The organism is Streptomyces sp. NRRL B-24085 (assembly GCF_001282115.1).
Lineage (GTDB): Bacteria > Actinomycetota > Actinomycetes > Streptomycetales > Streptomycetaceae > Streptomyces.
This window is the reverse complement of record NZ_LJBR01000029.1, coordinates 39,114-54,738: the sequence shown is the minus strand read 5'-3', so window position 1 is coordinate 54,738 and position 15,625 is coordinate 39,114. Positions and strand designations below refer to the sequence as shown.

The 15,625-nt window shown below is 67.1% G+C and carries 26 protein-coding genes; all 26 read left to right on the top strand.

Annotated elements, in window-relative coordinates; all coding sequences use genetic code 11:
* Positions 1-13 precede the first annotated feature (13 nt).
* Positions 14-361, top strand: a complete 348-nt coding sequence (gene rplV / locus AOJ26_RS04180; protein WP_003974262.1) for a 50S ribosomal protein L22 — start codon at positions 14-16, stop codon at positions 359-361.
* Positions 361-1,182 (top strand): 30S ribosomal protein S3, encoded by an 822-nt coding sequence (gene rpsC, locus AOJ26_RS04175; RefSeq protein ID WP_014674374.1) that lies wholly within the window; start codon positions 361-363, stop codon positions 1,180-1,182. The genes rplV and rpsC overlap by 1 nt, the downstream gene beginning before the upstream one ends.
* Positions 1,183-1,187: 5 nt before the next feature.
* A complete protein-coding gene (gene rplP / locus AOJ26_RS04170) occupies positions 1,188-1,607 on the top strand; it encodes a 50S ribosomal protein L16 (protein WP_004927269.1) in 420 nt (139 codons plus the stop codon).
* Positions 1,607-1,831, top strand: coding sequence for a 50S ribosomal protein L29 (rpmC, locus tag AOJ26_RS04165; protein ID WP_010036720.1), 225 nt, complete (start codon positions 1,607-1,609; stop codon positions 1,829-1,831). Before rplP ends, rpmC begins: the two co-directional genes overlap by 1 nt.
* A complete protein-coding gene (gene rpsQ, locus AOJ26_RS04160; protein ID WP_007384073.1) occupies positions 1,831-2,118 on the top strand; it encodes a 30S ribosomal protein S17 in 288 nt (95 codons plus the stop codon). Before rpmC ends, rpsQ begins: the two co-directional genes overlap by 1 nt.
* Positions 2,119-2,216: 98 nt before the next feature.
* Positions 2,217-2,585, top strand: coding sequence for a 50S ribosomal protein L14 (rplN, locus tag AOJ26_RS04155; protein WP_003998823.1), 369 nt, complete (start codon positions 2,217-2,219; stop codon positions 2,583-2,585).
* Positions 2,586-2,587: 2 nt separating this feature from the next.
* Positions 2,588-2,911: a 50S ribosomal protein L24 gene (rplX, locus tag AOJ26_RS04150; protein WP_003992365.1), complete on the top strand. Its 324-nt coding sequence runs from the start codon at positions 2,588-2,590 to the stop codon at positions 2,909-2,911.
* Positions 2,911-3,468, top strand: a complete 558-nt coding sequence (gene rplE, locus AOJ26_RS04145; protein ID WP_020135807.1) for a 50S ribosomal protein L5 — start codon at positions 2,911-2,913, stop codon at positions 3,466-3,468. The genes rplX and rplE overlap by 1 nt, the downstream gene beginning before the upstream one ends.
* Before the next feature lie 5 nt (positions 3,469-3,473).
* Complete coding sequence (locus AOJ26_RS04140; protein WP_003948630.1) at positions 3,474-3,659, top strand: type Z 30S ribosomal protein S14; 186 nt, start codon at positions 3,474-3,476, stop codon at positions 3,657-3,659.
* 213 nt (positions 3,660-3,872) lie between these two features.
* A complete protein-coding gene (gene rpsH / locus AOJ26_RS04135) occupies positions 3,873-4,271 on the top strand; it encodes a 30S ribosomal protein S8 (protein ID WP_007384075.1) in 399 nt (132 codons plus the stop codon).
* Positions 4,272-4,295: 24 nt separating this feature from the next.
* Positions 4,296-4,835, top strand: coding sequence for a 50S ribosomal protein L6 (gene rplF / locus AOJ26_RS04130; RefSeq protein WP_053846786.1), 540 nt, complete (start codon positions 4,296-4,298; stop codon positions 4,833-4,835).
* A gap of 3 nt (positions 4,836-4,838) precedes the next feature.
* On the top strand, positions 4,839-5,222 hold the full coding sequence (rplR, locus tag AOJ26_RS04125; protein WP_030317315.1) for a 50S ribosomal protein L18: 384 nt from the start codon (positions 4,839-4,841) through the stop codon (positions 5,220-5,222).
* A gap of 36 nt (positions 5,223-5,258) precedes the next feature.
* On the top strand, positions 5,259-5,867 hold the full coding sequence (gene rpsE, locus AOJ26_RS04120; protein WP_030671799.1) for a 30S ribosomal protein S5: 609 nt from the start codon (positions 5,259-5,261) through the stop codon (positions 5,865-5,867).
* Positions 5,867-6,049, top strand: coding sequence for a 50S ribosomal protein L30 (rpmD, locus tag AOJ26_RS04115; RefSeq protein ID WP_053846785.1), 183 nt, complete (start codon positions 5,867-5,869; stop codon positions 6,047-6,049). The genes rpsE and rpmD overlap by 1 nt, the downstream gene beginning before the upstream one ends.
* A 2-nt stretch (positions 6,050-6,051) precedes the next feature.
* The gene (rplO, locus tag AOJ26_RS04110) at positions 6,052-6,507 is read left to right on the top strand and encodes a 50S ribosomal protein L15 (RefSeq protein ID WP_053846784.1); all 456 of its coding nucleotides are present in this window, start codon (positions 6,052-6,054) and stop codon (positions 6,505-6,507) included.
* A 176-nt stretch (positions 6,508-6,683) separates the two neighbouring features.
* Entirely contained in the window at positions 6,684-7,997 is a 1,314-nt protein-coding gene (gene secY / locus AOJ26_RS04105; protein ID WP_053846783.1) for a preprotein translocase subunit SecY, read from the top strand.
* Positions 7,997-8,659 (top strand): adenylate kinase, encoded by a 663-nt coding sequence (locus AOJ26_RS04100; protein ID WP_053846782.1) that lies wholly within the window; start codon positions 7,997-7,999, stop codon positions 8,657-8,659. Before secY ends, AOJ26_RS04100 begins: the two co-directional genes overlap by 1 nt.
* 115 nt (positions 8,660-8,774) lie before the next feature.
* Complete coding sequence (map, locus tag AOJ26_RS04095; RefSeq protein ID WP_053846781.1) at positions 8,775-9,611, top strand: type I methionyl aminopeptidase; 837 nt, start codon at positions 8,775-8,777, stop codon at positions 9,609-9,611.
* 162 nt (positions 9,612-9,773) lie between these two features.
* Positions 9,774-9,995: a translation initiation factor IF-1 gene (gene infA / locus AOJ26_RS04090; protein ID WP_003948620.1), complete on the top strand. Its 222-nt coding sequence runs from the start codon at positions 9,774-9,776 to the stop codon at positions 9,993-9,995.
* A gap of 58 nt (positions 9,996-10,053) precedes the next feature.
* The gene (gene rpmJ, locus AOJ26_RS04085; RefSeq protein ID WP_003998809.1) at positions 10,054-10,167 is read left to right on the top strand and encodes a 50S ribosomal protein L36; all 114 of its coding nucleotides are present in this window, start codon (positions 10,054-10,056) and stop codon (positions 10,165-10,167) included.
* A 186-nt stretch (positions 10,168-10,353) separates the two neighbouring features.
* Positions 10,354-10,734, top strand: coding sequence for a 30S ribosomal protein S13 (rpsM, locus tag AOJ26_RS04080; RefSeq protein WP_053846780.1), 381 nt, complete (start codon positions 10,354-10,356; stop codon positions 10,732-10,734).
* 70 nt (positions 10,735-10,804) lie between these two features.
* The gene (gene rpsK / locus AOJ26_RS04075; protein ID WP_003956432.1) at positions 10,805-11,209 is read left to right on the top strand and encodes a 30S ribosomal protein S11; all 405 of its coding nucleotides are present in this window, start codon (positions 10,805-10,807) and stop codon (positions 11,207-11,209) included.
* 152 nt (positions 11,210-11,361) lie between these two features.
* Positions 11,362-12,384, top strand: a complete 1,023-nt coding sequence (locus AOJ26_RS04070; protein ID WP_003966937.1) for a DNA-directed RNA polymerase subunit alpha — start codon at positions 11,362-11,364, stop codon at positions 12,382-12,384.
* Between the two features lie 186 nt (positions 12,385-12,570).
* Complete coding sequence (rplQ, locus tag AOJ26_RS04065) at positions 12,571-13,092, top strand: 50S ribosomal protein L17 (RefSeq protein WP_053846779.1); 522 nt, start codon at positions 12,571-12,573, stop codon at positions 13,090-13,092.
* A 152-nt stretch (positions 13,093-13,244) separates the two neighbouring features.
* Positions 13,245-14,666 (top strand): hypothetical protein, encoded by a 1,422-nt coding sequence (locus tag AOJ26_RS04060; protein WP_053846778.1) that lies wholly within the window; start codon positions 13,245-13,247, stop codon positions 14,664-14,666.
* An 84-nt stretch (positions 14,667-14,750) separates the two neighbouring features.
* Positions 14,751-15,608, top strand: a complete 858-nt coding sequence (gene truA, locus AOJ26_RS04055) for a tRNA pseudouridine(38-40) synthase TruA (RefSeq protein WP_053846777.1) — start codon at positions 14,751-14,753, stop codon at positions 15,606-15,608.
* Positions 15,609-15,625: the final 17 nt, after the last annotated feature.

The window sequence follows — 15,625 nt, the reverse complement described above, 5'->3', positions numbered from 1 at the left end:
GAGAGGGACAACCATGGAAGCCAGGGCCCAGGCGCGGTACATCCGCGTTACGCCCATGAAGGCCCGCCGCGTGGTGGACCTTATCCGTGGCATGGACGCCACGGAGGCTCAGGCGGTCCTGCGATTCGCTCCGCAGGCCGCCTCAGTGCCCGTCGGCAAGGTGCTCGACAGCGCCATCGCCAACGCCGCGCACAACTACGACCACACCGACGCCGACAGCCTCTTCATCTCCGAGGCGTACGTCGACGAGGGCCCGACCCTGAAGCGGTTCCGGCCGCGCGCCCAGGGCCGTGCCTACCGGATCCGCAAGCGGACCAGCCACATCACCGTGGTCGTCAGCAGCAAGGAAGGAACCCGGTAATGGGCCAGAAGGTTAACCCGCATGGGTTCCGGCTCGGTGTCACCACGGACTTCAAGTCCCGGTGGTACGCCGACAAGCTGTACAAGGACTACGTCAAGGAAGACGTCGCCATCCGTCGGATGATGACGTCCGGCATGGAGCGCGCCGGCATCTCGAAGGTGGAGATCGAGCGCACCCGTGACCGCGTCCGCGTGGACATCCACACCGCGCGTCCGGGCATCGTCATCGGCCGCCGTGGCGCCGAGGCCGACCGCATCCGCGGTGACCTCGAGAAGCTCACGGGCAAGCAGGTCCAGCTGAACATCCTCGAGGTCAAGAACCCCGAGACCGACGCTCAGCTGGTTGCCCAGGCCGTCGCCGAGCAGCTCTCCTCCCGCGTCTCCTTCCGTCGGGCCATGCGCAAGAGCATGCAGTCCGCCATGAAGGCCGGCGCCAAGGGCATCAAGATCCAGTGCGGTGGCCGCCTCGGTGGCGCCGAGATGTCCCGCTCGGAGTTCTACCGCGAGGGCCGCGTGCCCCTGCACACGCTCCGCGCGAACGTGGACTACGGCTTCTTCGAGGCCAAGACGACCTTCGGCCGCATCGGCGTGAAGGTCTGGATCTACAAGGGCGACGTCAAGAACATCGCCGAGGTCCGCGCCGAGAACGCCGCTGCCCGTGCGGGTAACCGCCCGGCCCGCGGTGGTGCCGACCGCCCGGCCCGTGGTGGCCGCGGTGGCGAGCGGCGCGGTCGCAAGCCGCAGCAGGCTGCCGGTGCCGAGGCCCCCAAGGCCGAGGCCCCCGCCGCCGCTCCGGCTGAGAGCACCGGAACGGAGGCCTGACCGACATGCTGATCCCCCGTAGGGTCAAGCACCGCAAGCAGCACCACCCGAAGCGCCGTGGTCAGGCCAAGGGCGGTACGACGGTCGCGTTCGGCGAGTACGGCATCCAGGCCCTCACGCCGGCGTACGTGACCAACCGCCAGATCGAGGCGGCCCGTATCGCGATGACCCGCCACATCAAGCGTGGCGGCAAGGTCTGGATCAACATCTACCCGGACCGTCCCCTCACCAAGAAGCCTGCCGAGACCCGCATGGGTTCCGGTAAGGGTTCTCCGGAGTGGTGGATCGCGAACGTGCACCCGGGCCGGGTCATGTTCGAGCTGTCGTACCCCAACGAGAAGATCGCCCGTGAGGCGCTGACTCGCGCAGCCCACAAGCTGCCGATGAAGTGCCGGATCGTCAAGCGCGAGGCAGGTGAAGCGTGATGTCGGCCGGTACCAAGGCGTCCGAGCTGCGCGAACTGGGCAACGAGGAGCTGCTGAACAAGCTCCGCGAGGCCAAGGAAGAGCTGTTCAACCTCCGCTTCCAGGCGGCGACCGGTCAGCTCGAGAACCACGGTCGGCTCAAGGCCGTCCGTAAGGACATCGCGCGGATCTACACCCTGATGCGTGAGCGCGAGCTGGGCATCGAGACGGTGGAGAGCGCCTGATGAGTGAGAGCAACGTGACTGAGCAGACTGCAGAGGCCCGCGGCTTCCGCAAGACCCGTGAGGGTCTCGTCGTCAGCGACAAGATGGACAAGACCGTCGTCGTCGCCGTCGAGGACCGCGTCAAGCACGCGCTGTACGGCAAGGTCATCCGCCGTACCAACAAGCTCAAGGCGCACGACGAGCAGAACGCTGCCGGCGTCGGCGACCGGGTCCTCCTCGCGGAGACCCGCCCGCTGTCGGCGACCAAGCGCTGGCGCGTCGTCGAGATCCTCGAGAAGGCCAAGTAATTCCTGCGGCCAACCCCGCAGGTCAGTTCCGCCAGGCTCGGCAGGGGTCCTCGTCCTGAGGCCCCTGCCGGGAACCGGCAGACAAACAGGAGATAGACGTGATCCAGCAGGAGTCGCGACTGCGTGTCGCCGACAACACTGGTGCGAAGGAGATCCTTTGCATCCGTGTGCTCGGTGGCTCCGGTCGCCGCTACGCGGGCATCGGTGACGTCATCGTCGCCACCGTCAAGGACGCGATCCCCGGTGGCAACGTGAAGAAGGGTGACGTCGTCAAGGCGGTCATCGTTCGCACCGTCAAGGAGCGCCGCCGTCCGGACGGCTCGTACATCCGCTTCGACGAGAACGCCGCCGTCATTCTGAAGAACGACGGCGACCCTCGCGGCACCCGTATCTTCGGCCCCGTCGGCCGTGAGCTGCGCGAGAAGAAGTTCATGAAGATCATCTCGCTCGCGCCGGAGGTGCTGTAAGCATGAAGATCAAGAAGGGCGACCTGGTCCAGGTCATCACCGGTAAGGACAAGGGCAAGCAGGGCAAGGTCATCGCGGCCTTCCCCCGCGAGGACCGCGTCCTGGTCGAGGGTGTCAACCGGGTCAAGAAGCACACCAAGGCCGGCCCGACCGCTCGCGGTTCGCAGGCCGGTGGCATCGTCACGACCGAGGCGCCGATCCACGTCTCCAACGTCCAGCTGGTCGTTGAGAAGGACGGCAACAAGGTCGTCACGCGTGTCGGTTACCGCTTCGACGACGAGGGCAACAAGATCCGCGTTGCCAAGCGGACGGGTGAGGACATCTGATGGCTACCACCACCACTCCGCGTCTCAAGACGAAGTACCGCGAGGAGATCGCGGGCAAGCTGCGTGACGAGTTCAAGTACGAGAACGTCATGCAGATCCCCGGCCTCGTCAAGATCGTGGTCAACATGGGTGTGGGCGACGCCGCCCGCGACTCCAAGCTGATCGAGGGCGCCATCCGCGACCTCACCACGATCACCGGTCAGAAGCCGGCCGTCACCAAGGCCCGCAAGTCCATCGCGCAGTTCAAGCTGCGTGAGGGCCAGCCGATCGGTGCCCACGTCACGCTTCGTGGCGACCGCATGTGGGAGTTCCTGGACCGCACCCTGTCGCTCGCGCTGCCGCGCATCCGCGACTTCCGCGGCCTGTCCCCCAAGCAGTTCGACGGCCGTGGCAACTACACCTTCGGTCTCACGGAGCAGGTCATGTTCCACGAGATCGACCAGGACAAGATCGACCGTACCCGGGGCATGGACATCACCGTGGTGACCACGGCGACCAACGACGCTGAGGGCCGCGCGCTCCTTCGTCACCTCGGCTTCCCGTTCAAGGAGGCGTGAGCGAGATGGCGAAGAAGGCTCTGATTGCCAAGGCTGCTCGCAAGCCCAAGTTCGGTGTGCGTGGCTACACCCGCTGCCAGCGCTGCGGCCGTCCGCACTCCGTGTACCGCAAGTTCGGCCTGTGCCGCGTGTGCCTTCGTGAGATGGCTCACCGTGGCGAGCTGCCGGGCGTGACCAAGAGCTCCTGGTAATCCCACCTTTTAGGGATTCTGGAAGCTCTCGGTAAGCAATGGGCGTGTCAGGCGCCCTCCCTTCCATGGCTTAGGCTTGGAGGGTTGGGCGCCTGACGGTCGCCCGTACGACTTACTACGCCGTAGGTCCACCGCACCGCACCCGCCTCGTCTCGGATCGAGGAGAGGGATGGGCACCTGGAAACCCCGGCGAGAGAGGCCGAAGGCCAATTCATGACCATGACTGATCCGATCGCAGACATGCTTACGCGTCTGCGGAACGCGAACTCGGCGTACCACGACTCCGTGACGATGCCGGCGTCCAAGATCAAGTCTCACATCGCGGAGATCCTCCAGCAGGAGGGCTTCATCACGGGCTGGAAGGTCGAGGACGCCGAGGTCGGCAAGAACCTCGTCCTCGAGCTGAAGTTCGGCCCGAACCGTGAGCGCTCCATCGCGGGCATCAAGCGGATCTCCAAGCCCGGTCTCCGGGTGTATGCGAAGTCCACCAACCTGCCCAAGGTCCTCGGTGGCCTCGGCGTGGCGATCATCTCCACGTCGCACGGTCTCCTGACCGACAAGCAGGCCGGCAAGAAGGGCGTGGGTGGGGAAGTCCTCGCCTACGTCTGGTAGCGGAAGGGAACGGAGGAAACAGCTATGTCGCGTATTGGCAAGCTCCCCATCACGGTTCCCGCCGGCGTGGACGTCACCATCGACGGCCGTACGGTCTCGGTCAAGGGCCCCAAGGGCGAACTGACCCACACCGTCGCTGCGCCGATCGACATCGCCAAGGGTGAGGACGGCGTTCTCAACGTCACCCGCCCCAACGACGAGCGTCAGAACAAGGCCCTGCACGGCCTGTCCCGCACGCTGGTGGCGAACATGATCACCGGCGTGACCCAGGGTTACGTGAAGAAGCTCGAGATCAGCGGTGTCGGTTACCGCGTGACGGCCAAGGGTTCGAACCTCGAGTTCGCTCTCGGCTACAGCCACCCGATCACCGTCGAGGCCCCCGAGGGCATCACCTTCAAGGTGGAGGCCCCCACCCGGTTCTCGGTCGAGGGCATCGACAAGCAGAAGGTCGGCGAGGTTGCGGCCAACATCCGCAAGCTGCGCAAGCCCGACCCGTACAAGGCCAAGGGCGTCAAGTACGAGGGCGAAGTCATCCGCCGCAAGGTCGGAAAGGCGGGTAAGTAAGCCATGGCATACGGACAGAAGATCCTGAAGGGCGACGCCTACAAGCGCGCCGCGATCAAGCGCCGTCACATCCGGATCCGCAAGCGGATCTCCGGTACGGCGGAGCGTCCCCGTCTGGTCGTTACCCGCTCGAACCGCCACATCGTGGCCCAGGTGATCGACGACATCAAGGGGCACACCCTGGCGTCGGCGTCCACCCTGGACACCACGGTCCGCGGTGGCGAGGGCGACAAGTCCGCGCAGGCCAAGCAGGTCGGCGCCCTGGTCGCCGAGCGCGCGAAGGCCGCCGGTGTCGAGGCTGTCGTATTCGACCGTGGTGGCAACCAGTACGCCGGGCGCATCGCCGCCCTGGCGGACGCCGCCCGCGAAGCCGGGCTCAAGTTCTGAGCCGCTCGTAGCTAGCGGAAAGAGAGAGGTAATCCAATGGCTGGACCCCAGCGCCGCGGTGGCGGTGCCGGTGGCGGCGAGCGGCGGGACCGTAAGGGTCGTGACGGTGGCGCAGCCGCCGCCGAGAAGACTGCTTACGTTGAGCGTGTCGTCGCGATCAACCGTGTCGCCAAGGTTGTGAAGGGTGGTCGTCGCTTCAGCTTCACCGCGCTGGTCGTGGTGGGCGACGGTGACGGCACCGTGGGTGTCGGTTACGGCAAGGCCAAGGAGGTGCCGGCCGCCATCGCCAAGGGTGTTGAGGAGGCCAAGAAGCACTTCTTCAAGGTCCCCCGTATCCAGGGCACCATCCCCCACCCGATCACGGGTGAGAAGGCTGCCGGCGTCGTTCTCCTCAAGCCGGCTTCGCCGGGTACCGGTGTTATCGCCGGTGGTCCCGTGCGTGCCGTCCTGGAGTGCGCCGGTATCCACGACGTGCTGTCGAAGTCGCTCGGCTCGTCGAACGCGATCAACATCGTGCACGCGACCGTGGAGGCCCTGAAGGGCCTGCAGCGTCCCGAGGAGATCGCGGCCCGCCGCGGTCTGCCCCTCGAGGACGTCGCTCCCGCGGCTCTGCTTCGTGCGCGTGCCGGGGCTGGTGCTGCGTAATGGCTCAGCTCAGGATCACGCAGACGAAGTCGTACATCGGCAGCAAGCAGAACCACCGTGACACCCTGCGTTCCCTTGGTCTCAAGGGCATCAACACGCAGGTCGTCAAGGAGGACCGCCCCGAGTTCCGCGGCATGGTGCACACCGTCCGCCACCTCGTGACGGTCGAGGAGGTCGACTGATCATGGCGGAGAACAACCCGCTCAAGATCCACAACCTCCGTCCCGCCCCGGGCGCCAAGACCGCCAAGACCCGTGTGGGTCGTGGTGAGGCGTCGAAGGGTAAGACGGCCGGTCGTGGTACCAAGGGTACGAAGGCCCGTTACCAGGTTCCGGAGCGCTTCGAGGGTGGCCAGATGCCCCTCCACATGCGTCTTCCGAAGCTGAAGGGCTTCAAGAACCCGTTCAAGACCGAGTACCAGGTCGTGAACCTCGACAAGCTGGCCTCCCTCTACCCCGAGGGTGGCGAGGTCACCGTCGAGGGTCTGGTGGCCAAGGGTGCCGTTCGCAAGAACAGCCTCGTCAAGGTCCTCGGCCAGGGCGAGATCTCGGTGGCGCTGCAGGTGACGGTCGACGCCGTCTCCGGCTCCGCCAAGGAGAAGATCACCGCCGCCGGCGGCACGGTCACCGAGCTCGTCTGAGCCCGATGACCTGAAGCAGTACCCACCGGGGATACCTCACAACGAGGTATCCCCGGTTGGTCGTTCCACGGCAGGCGGCCCCCCGGGTAAGGTGGCCTGCACTGCTTTCCCACATATTCGTCGAACCTCAAGACCGTCACCCTTGACGCAGTAGCGCGGGGGTCGCAGGAGGCACCGTGCTCACCGCGTTCGCCCGGGCGTTCAAGACGCCCGACCTGCGCAAGAAGCTGCTCTTCACGCTCGGCATCATCGTGGTGTACCGCGTGGGTACCCACATCCCGATCCCCGGCGTCGACTACAAGTCGGTCCAGGAGTGCGTGGACCAGGCGTCCGGCAACCAGGGACTCTTCGGTCTGGTCAACATGTTCAGCGGCGGCGCGCTGCTCCAGATCACGGTCTTCGCGCTCGGCATCATGCCGTACATCACCGCGAGCATCATTCTGCAGCTGCTCACCGTGGTCATCCCGCGCCTGGAAGCCCTCAAGAAGGAGGGCCAGGCCGGTACGGCGAAGATCACGCAGTACACCCGTTACCTCACGGTGGCCCTCGCCATCCTGCAGGGCACCGGCCTGGTGGCCACCGCCCGCAGCGGCGCCCTCTTCTCCGGGTGCACGGTCGCGTCGAGCATCGTCCCGGACCGCGCGATCTTCACCACGATCGTCATGGTCATCACGATGACCGCCGGTACGGCCGTCGTCATGTGGCTCGGTGAGCTCATCACCGACCGCGGCATCGGCAACGGCATGTCGATCCTGATGTTCATCTCGATCGCCGCCACCTTCCCGTCCGCGCTGTGGGCCATCAAGAAGCAGGGCACCCTGGCGGACGGCTGGATCGAGTTCGGCACGGTCATCGCGGTCGGCCTGGTCATGGTCGGTCTGGTGGTCTTCGTCGAGCAGGCCCAGCGCCGTATCCCGGTGCAGTACGCGAAGCGCATGATCGGCCGCCGTTCCTACGGCGGTACGTCGACGTACATCCCGCTGAAGGTCAACCAGGCGGGTGTGATCCCGGTCATCTTCGCGTCGTCGCTGCTCTACATCCCGGCGCTGATCGCGCAGTTCTCCAGCGGGACCTCGGGGTGGAAGACCTGGATCGAGGCCAACCTCGTCAAGGGCGACCACCCGATCTACATCACGCTGTACTTCTTGCTCATCGTTTTCTTCGCGTTCTTCTACGTGGCGATCTCCTTCAACCCCGAGGAAGTCGCCGACAACATGAAGAAGTATGGTGGCTTCATCCCGGGCATCCGGGCTGGCCGACCGACCGCTGAGTACCTCTCCTACGTACTCAACCGGATCACCTGGCCGGGTTCGCTGTACTTGGGTCTGATCGCTCTTGTGCCAACGATGGCGTTGGTCGGCTTCGGGGCAAGCCAGAACTTCCCGTTCGGCGGGACCAGCATCCTGATCATCGTGGGTGTGGGTCTCGAGACGGTGAAGCAGATCGAGAGCCAGCTCCAGCAGCGCAATTACGAAGGGTTCCTCCGCTGATGCGTATCGTCCTCGTCGGGCCGCCGGGTGCCGGCAAGGGAACGCAGGCCGCGTTCCTCGCCAAGAACCTGTCGATCCCGCACATCTCCACGGGCGACCTGTTCCGCGCCAACATCAGCCAGCAGACGGACCTCGGCAAACTCGCGAAGTCCTACATGGACGCGGGCAACCTGGTTCCGGACGAGGTCACCATCGGGATGGCCAAGGACCGCATGGAGCAGCCCGACGCCGAGAAGGGCTTCCTGCTCGACGGCTTCCCGCGCAACGTCTCGCAGGCCGAGTCGCTCGACGAGATGCTCCGTACCGAGGGCATGAAGCTGGACGCGGTGCTGGACCTGGAGGTCCCCGAGGAGGAGGTCGTCAAGCGCATCGCCGGCCGCCGCATCTGCCGCAACGACTCGGCGCACGTCTTCCACGTCTCGTACAAGGCGCCGAAGCAGGACGGCGTCTGTGACGTCTGCGGCGGCGAGCTGTACCAGCGGGACGACGACTCCGAGGAGACGGTCCGCAAGCGCCTCGAGGTCTACCACACCCAGACCGAGCCGATCATCGACTACTACAAGGCCCAGGGCCTGGTGGTCACGATCTCGGCGCTCGGCAAGGTGGAGGACGTCACCGGCCGTGCCATGGAGGCCCTCCAGCACGAGGACGACGCCGCGTAGCGGTTTTTCCGAGTACGACCAGCCGCGGTTCCCTTCCGAGGGGGCCGCGGCTGCTGTGTGGGTGCACGTATCGTTGAAGGCACCCGTCCCTCTCCCTTCGAAAGGCTCCCGCCGCATGGTGCAGATCAAGACCCCCGAGCAGATCGCCAAGATGCGTGAGGCGGGGCTGGTCGTCGCCGCCATCCACGCGGCGACCCGAGAGGCCGCGGTGCCCGGGGCCACGACCAGGGATCTCGACCAGGTCGCGCGCAAGGTCCTCGCGGAGCACGACGCGAAGCCGAACTTCCTGGGCTACGGCGGCTTCCCGGCGACGATCTGCACCTCGGTGAACGAGGTCGTCGTCCACGGCATCCCGTCCGACGAGGTCGTCCTCAAGGATGGCGACATCATCTCCATCGACTGCGGCGCGATCATCGACGGCTGGCACGGGGACGCGGCCTACACGGCGTTCGTGGGCTCGGGCCACGCCCCCGAACTGATCGAGCTCTCCCGGGTCACGGAGGAGTCGATGTGGGCCGGCATCGCGGCGATGAAGCAGGGCAACCGGCTCGTCGACGTCTCCCGGGCCATCGAGACGTACATCCGCCGCCAGCCGAAGCCCGGCGGCGGCCGCTACGGCATCATCGAGGACTACGGCGGCCACGGCATCGGCACCGAGATGCACATGGACCCGCACCTGCTGAACTACGTCGACCGGCGGCGCGGGAAGGGGCCGAAGCTGGTCCCCGGGTTCTGCCTGGCGATCGAGCCGATGGTGTCCCTGGGCACGCCCAGGACGGAGGTCCTGTCGGACGACTGGACGGTCATCACGACGGACGGCACCTGGTCGTCCCACTGGGAGCACTCGGTGGCGCTGACGGAGGAGGGGCCGCTCGTGCTCACCGCTCCCGACGGCGGCAAGGCGAAGCTCGCGGAGCACGGCGTGGTCGCGGCACCGGATCCGCTGGCCTAGGCGCTTAAGGATCTCTGTGTCGGGGCATCCTTCCTCGATTCGTCTTTCTGGGTGCGCTGACGTAGACTGACTCGTCGGCTCTCGTGCACCCGCATGTCCGCATGCGCCCTTGAAGGGAAACGCAGGAGAGTCGATCAAGGTAGTCGATTCGAAGGGCGAAGCGTGGCCAAGAAGCAAGGTGCCATCGAGATCGAGGGCACTGTCGTCGAGTCTCTTCCGAACGCCATGTTCAAGGTCGAGCTCCAGAACGGCCACCAGGTCCTGGCACACATCAGCGGCAAGATGCGTATGCACTACATCCGCATCCTCCCTGACGACCGGGTCGTGGTGGAGCTGTCTCCGTACGACCTGACGCGTGGCCGGATCGTCTACCGGTACAAGTAGATCTTGCCCGCGCCCCGGCCCCGCCGGGGTGATGGCACTGACCCGGAGAACCTCACTAATGAAGGTCAAGCCGAGCGTCAAGAAGATCTGCGACAAGTGCAGGGTGATCCGCCGTCACGGTCGGGTCATGGTCATTTGCGAGAACCCGCGCCACAAGCAGCGCCAGGGCTGACGCACGACCGAACCCTCTGCTCTCGCAGGGATTCGCGCGACGCAAGCTGAATTTGTTCATACGCAGAGCCCAGACGTCCTTCGTCTGACACCCCCGGTTCGGAGGCCGGGGACCCAGTTCGTACCTGGTACGGCGGCTGGGAACCGGTTCTGCGGAAGACCTCCGAAGATCACCAGGAGCCATTGAATGGCACGCGTTTCCGGTGTTGACATCCCGCGCGACAAGCGCGTGGAGGTCGCCCTGACCTACGTGTTCGGCATCGGCCGGACCCTTTCGCAGCAGACGCTGGCCGAGACCGGCGTCAACCCGAACACCCGCGTTCGCGACCTCTCCGAGGAGGAGCTCGTCGCGATTCGTGAGTACGTCGACAACAACCTCAAGACCGAGGGTGACCTCCGTCGCGAGATCCAGGCCGACATCCGCCGCAAGGTCGAGATCGGCTGCTACCAGGGTCTGCGTCACCGCCGTGGACTGCCCGTCCGTGGTCAGCGCACCAGCACGAACGCTCGTACCCGCAAGGGCCCGCGTCGCGCCATCGCCGGCAAGAAGAAGCCGGGCAAGAAGTAGTCCTCAGCGGACCACGCTTCATCAGCGGTCTTCGCTGTAGGACCGACCACCTCCCCGTAGGAGTTTGTAGATGCCCCCCAAGGGTCGTCAGGGCGCTGCCAAGAAGGTGCGCCGCAAGGAAAAGAAGAACGTCGCTCACGGGCACGCCCACATCAAGAGCACGTTCAACAACACGATCGTCTCGATCACGGACCCCTCGGGCAACGTGATCTCCTGGGCCTCCGCCGGCCACGTCGGCTTCAAGGGCTCGCGCAAGTCCACCCCCTTCGCCGCGCAGATGGCCGCCGAGTCGGCCGCCCGCCGCGCGCAGGAGCACGGCATGCGCAAGGTGGACGTGTTCGTCAAGGGTCCCGGCTCCGGCCGTGAGACCGCGATCCGCTCCCTCCAGGCCACCGGCCTCGAGGTCGGCTCGATCCAGGACGTCACGCCCACGCCGCACAACGGCTGCCGTCCGCCGAAGCGCCGTCGCGTCTGACGCACGGCTGCTGCACGCAGGGCTTGGTTCGGGCGGTACGGCTCTCATGGGCCGTATCGCCCGTACCCTTGCAGTACCCGTCCCTTTTGCCGGGGGCGGTTCCGTCGGGCGTCAAATAGCGGGCGTCCACGAAAGAAGGATCTGATCCACACATGCTGATCGCTCAGCGTCCCTCGTTGACCGAAGAGGTCGTCGACGAGTTCCGCTCCCGGTTCGTGATCGAGCCGCTGGAGCCGGGCTTCGGCTACACCCTCGGCAACTCCCTCCGCCGCACCCTCCTGTCGTCGATCCCCGGTGCCGCTGTCACCAGCATCCGCATCGACGGCGTCCTGCACGAGTTCACCACCGTGCCGGGCGTCAAGGAGGACGTCACCGACCTGATCCTCAACATCAAGCAGCTGGTCGTCTCCTCGGAGCACGACGAGCCGGTCGTGATGTACCTGCGCAAGCAGGGCCCGGGTCTGGTCACCGCCGCCGACATCGCGCCCCCGGCCGGTGTCGAGGTGCACAACCCCGACCTCGTCCTCGCCACGCTCAACGGCAAGGGCAAGCTGGAGATGGAGCTCACGGTCGAGCGTGGCCGCGGTTACGTCTCCGCCGTGCAGAACAAGCAGGTGGGCCAGGAGATCGGCCGTATCCCGGTCGACTCCATCTACAGCCCCGTGCTCAAGGTCACGTACAAGGTCGAGGCGACCCGTGTCGAGCAGCGCACCGACTTCGACAAGCTGATCGTCGACGTCGAGACGAAGCAGGCCATGCGTCCCCGTGACGCCATGGCGTCGGCCGGCAAGACCCTGGTCGAGCTGTTCGGTCTCGCCCGCGAGCTGAACATCGACGCCGAGGGCATCGACATGGGCCCGTCCCCCACGGACGCCGCCCTCGCCGCCGACCTGGCGCTGCCGATCGAGGAGCTGGAGCTCACGGTCCGCTCCTACAACTGCCTCAAGCGTGAGGGCATCCACTCCGTGGGTGAGCTCGTGGCGCGCTCCGAGGCCGACCTCCTGGACATCCGCAACTTCGGTGCGAAGTCCATCGACGAGGTCAAGGCGAAGCTGGCGGGTATGGGCCTGGCGCTCAAGGACTCGCCTCCCGGGTTCGACCCCACCGCTGCGGCGGACGCGTTTGGCGCCGACGACGACGCGGACGCGGGCTTCGTGGAGACCGAGCAGTACTAAGAGCTCGGGCCATATGGTCCGTACTCGGGTGCGGGTGCGCTGTGCTTGATCGCGCAGTTCCCCGCGCCCCTTCCGGACGACGCGCCCCTTCGGGGCTTGTCGTCCGGATCTCTGACAGGCGACCGCCTGCTCAGATACTGACCCCGGTACCTGATACGGCCGGGGCAGACACCTAGGAGAAACACCATGCCGAAGCCCACCAAGGGTGCCCGTCTGGGCGGCAGCGCCGCGCACGAGAAGCTGCTCCTCGCGAACCTCGCGAAGAGCCTCTTCGAGCACGGCCGTATCACCACCACCGAGGCGAAGGCGCGCAAGCTGCGTCCGTACGCCGAGCGTCTGGTCACCAAGGCGAAGAAGGGCGACCTTCACAACCGCCGTCAGGTGCTCCAGGTGATCACGGACAAGAGCGTCGTCCACACGCTCTTCACCGAGATCGGCCCGCGCTACGAGAACCGTCCCGGTGGCTACACCCGCATCACCAAGATCGGTAACCGCCGCGGCGACAACGCGCCCATGGCTGTCATCGAGCTGGTCGAGGCGCTGACGGTCGCGCAGCAGGCGACGGGTGAGGCCGAGGCCGCCACCAAGCGTGCCGCCAAGGACGCCGAGGCCGCTCCGGCCGCCGAGGAGACCAAGGTCGACACGACCAAGGCCGCCGACGCCGAGGACGGCGCCGAGGCTCCGGCCGAGGAGTCCAAGGACGCCTGACGCTTCCGCGTCGTGACGGGCCCGCCCCTTTTCGGGGCGGGCCCGTTCGCGTTGCCACGGGTAAAGAGCAGGGCAACCTCACGGCGGGCTCATGTGTCATGCATACGGCGACACCGATCCGGTGCGCACGATGTCCGACTTACGGGGGTCCCATGACGTCTCTCGCCGCTGTGCGGCGCACCATCTCCGCGTTCGCGCTGGCCGCCCTGGCCGGTGCGGCACTCGCTGTTCCCGCCAGTGCCGAGGAGGAGCCGCTGCCGGTGTCCGTCGAAGGCACCGACAGCGTGAACCTCTCGATGCACCCGGAGCCCGGTGAGCCGGGCGAGCCGGGTGAGCCGCAGATCGAGCTCGGACTGCGGGCGCCCGGTGAACCGGTGCCGGACGAGAACGGCGTCACCTACCCGATCCACCAGGGCGAGTACACGGTCACCGTGGACGCGAGCTCCCTGGCCGGGGTCGCCGCGGTGGACTTCTCCCGCCTCGGCGGCTGGCGGGGCTGCTCCGTCGAGGGACTGGTCGCCACCTGCCACGGCTACGAGATCTACGCCGGCCGGGACTACAACGACCTGGGCGGCATCCGTCTCGACGTGACCGACGAGAGCGCCGCGGGCGACTTCGGCACCATCGAGGTCACGGCCGCGGGGGAGGGCCTGGCCTTCACCGGGCACACCGTGGACGTCCTGGTCGGCGGCCCCGAGCTGCAGATGAAGCAGTTGGCCGAGCCCGAGGGCTTCAAGGCCGGCGACACCTTCCAGGCGCCGCTGAGCTTCCGCAACGTCGGCGGCCTGGGCGGCAAGGGCGTGGTGCTGCGGATGTACGGCAGCCGTGGCCTCTCCTTCCCCAGCACCTACGGGAACTGCTGGTACGACCCGCGCGACCCCGACGAACTGTTCGGGAGCTCCCAGGCCCTGTGCGTCTTCGACGAGGAGTTCGCGGCCGAGGCGGCCTACGGGCTCAGCGCTCCCTTCCCGGTCGAGACGGCCGGCTTCGCCCTCTACGACGTGATGTCCTACTCCTTCAGCGCGGTGCCCGCCGACCAGATGGCGGACCTGCTGGCGGAGGGCGACTACCGGGCCGGCACCGGTCCTGCGCTGGGGCTGGTACGGCTGCCGGACGCCGACCCGGCGGACTACGGCCGGTTCGCCGAGATGGACTTCCCGACGAAGAACACCTTCGACCTCGACCTGACCGGTGAGCGGCTGCGGGCCCGCAAGGGCGAGACCGTGTCGGTGGACGTCGGCTTCGCCAACCACGGCCCCGCCTGGCTGGCCCTGCTGCGCTCCGGCGGCGAGCCGATCGCCTTCTGGGTCGACCTTCCCCGGGGCACCACGGTCACCACGGTTCCCGAGGGCTGCCAGGCCGCCGACTGGGAGGGCGCCGAGGGCGACTACCTCTGCCGCATCAACACGCCGATCCTGGAGGACGCCTCCCGCACCTTCACCTTCGGCCTCCGCGTCGACGAGGTGATCCGCAACGCCACGGGCCGGGCGTTCTTCGCCTACACCATGCCGAACGAGGGCAACCCGGCGAACGACTCCGGGGACATCGTGCTCAACCCGCGGGGTCGGCACTGACCGACGGTGATCGCCGCTGATCCTCGGCTGTGCGGGCCCGCCCCTCGGGGCGGGCCCGTTCCGCGTTCCTGAGAGGATCGGGGGGTGAGCGACGAAGTACAGCCCGGTTACGTCCGTGTCCGCCTCGACCTCTCCTACGACGGGACCGACTTCTCCGGGTGGGCCAAGCAGGCCGGCGGCCGGCGGACCGTCCAGGGCGAGATCGAGGACGCGCTGCGCACGGTCACCCGGTCGAAGGACGTGACGTACGAACTGACCGTGGCCGGCCGCACCGACGCCGGCGTGCACGCCCGGGGCCAGGTGGCCCACGTGGACCTGCCCGCGGAGCTGTGGGAGGAGCACCGGGAGAAGCTCCTGAAGCGGCTGGCGGGACGGTTGCCGAAGGATGTGCGGGTGTGGGGGGTGGGGGAGGCGCCTGCGGGGTTCAATGCGCGGTTCTCCGCGATCTGGCGACGGTACGCCTACCGCGTCACCGACAACCCCGGGGGCGTCGACCCGCTGCTGCGCGGACACGTCTTGTGGCACGACTGGCCGTTGGACGTCGACGCCATGAACGAGGCGGCCGCCCGGCTGCTCGGGGAGCACGACTTCGCCGCGTACTGCAAGCGGCGTGAGGGGGCCACGACCATCCGCACGCTCCAGGAACTGAGCCTGGTGCGCGGTGACGACGGCATCATCACCGCGACGGTGCGCGCCGACGCCTTCTGCCACAACATGGTGCGCTCACTGATCGGGGCGCTGCTGTTCGTCGGGGACGGACACCGGGGCCCGGACTGGCCGGGAAAGGTGCTGGCCGCCGGCGTACGGGACTCGGCCGTCCATGTCGTACGACCGCACGGGCTGACGCTGGAGGAGGTCGGCTACCCGGCCGACGATTTGCTGGCCGCGCGGAACAAGGAGGCGCGCAACCGGCGGGTGCTGCCGGGGGCGGGGTGCTGCTGACCGACTGCTCGCGACTG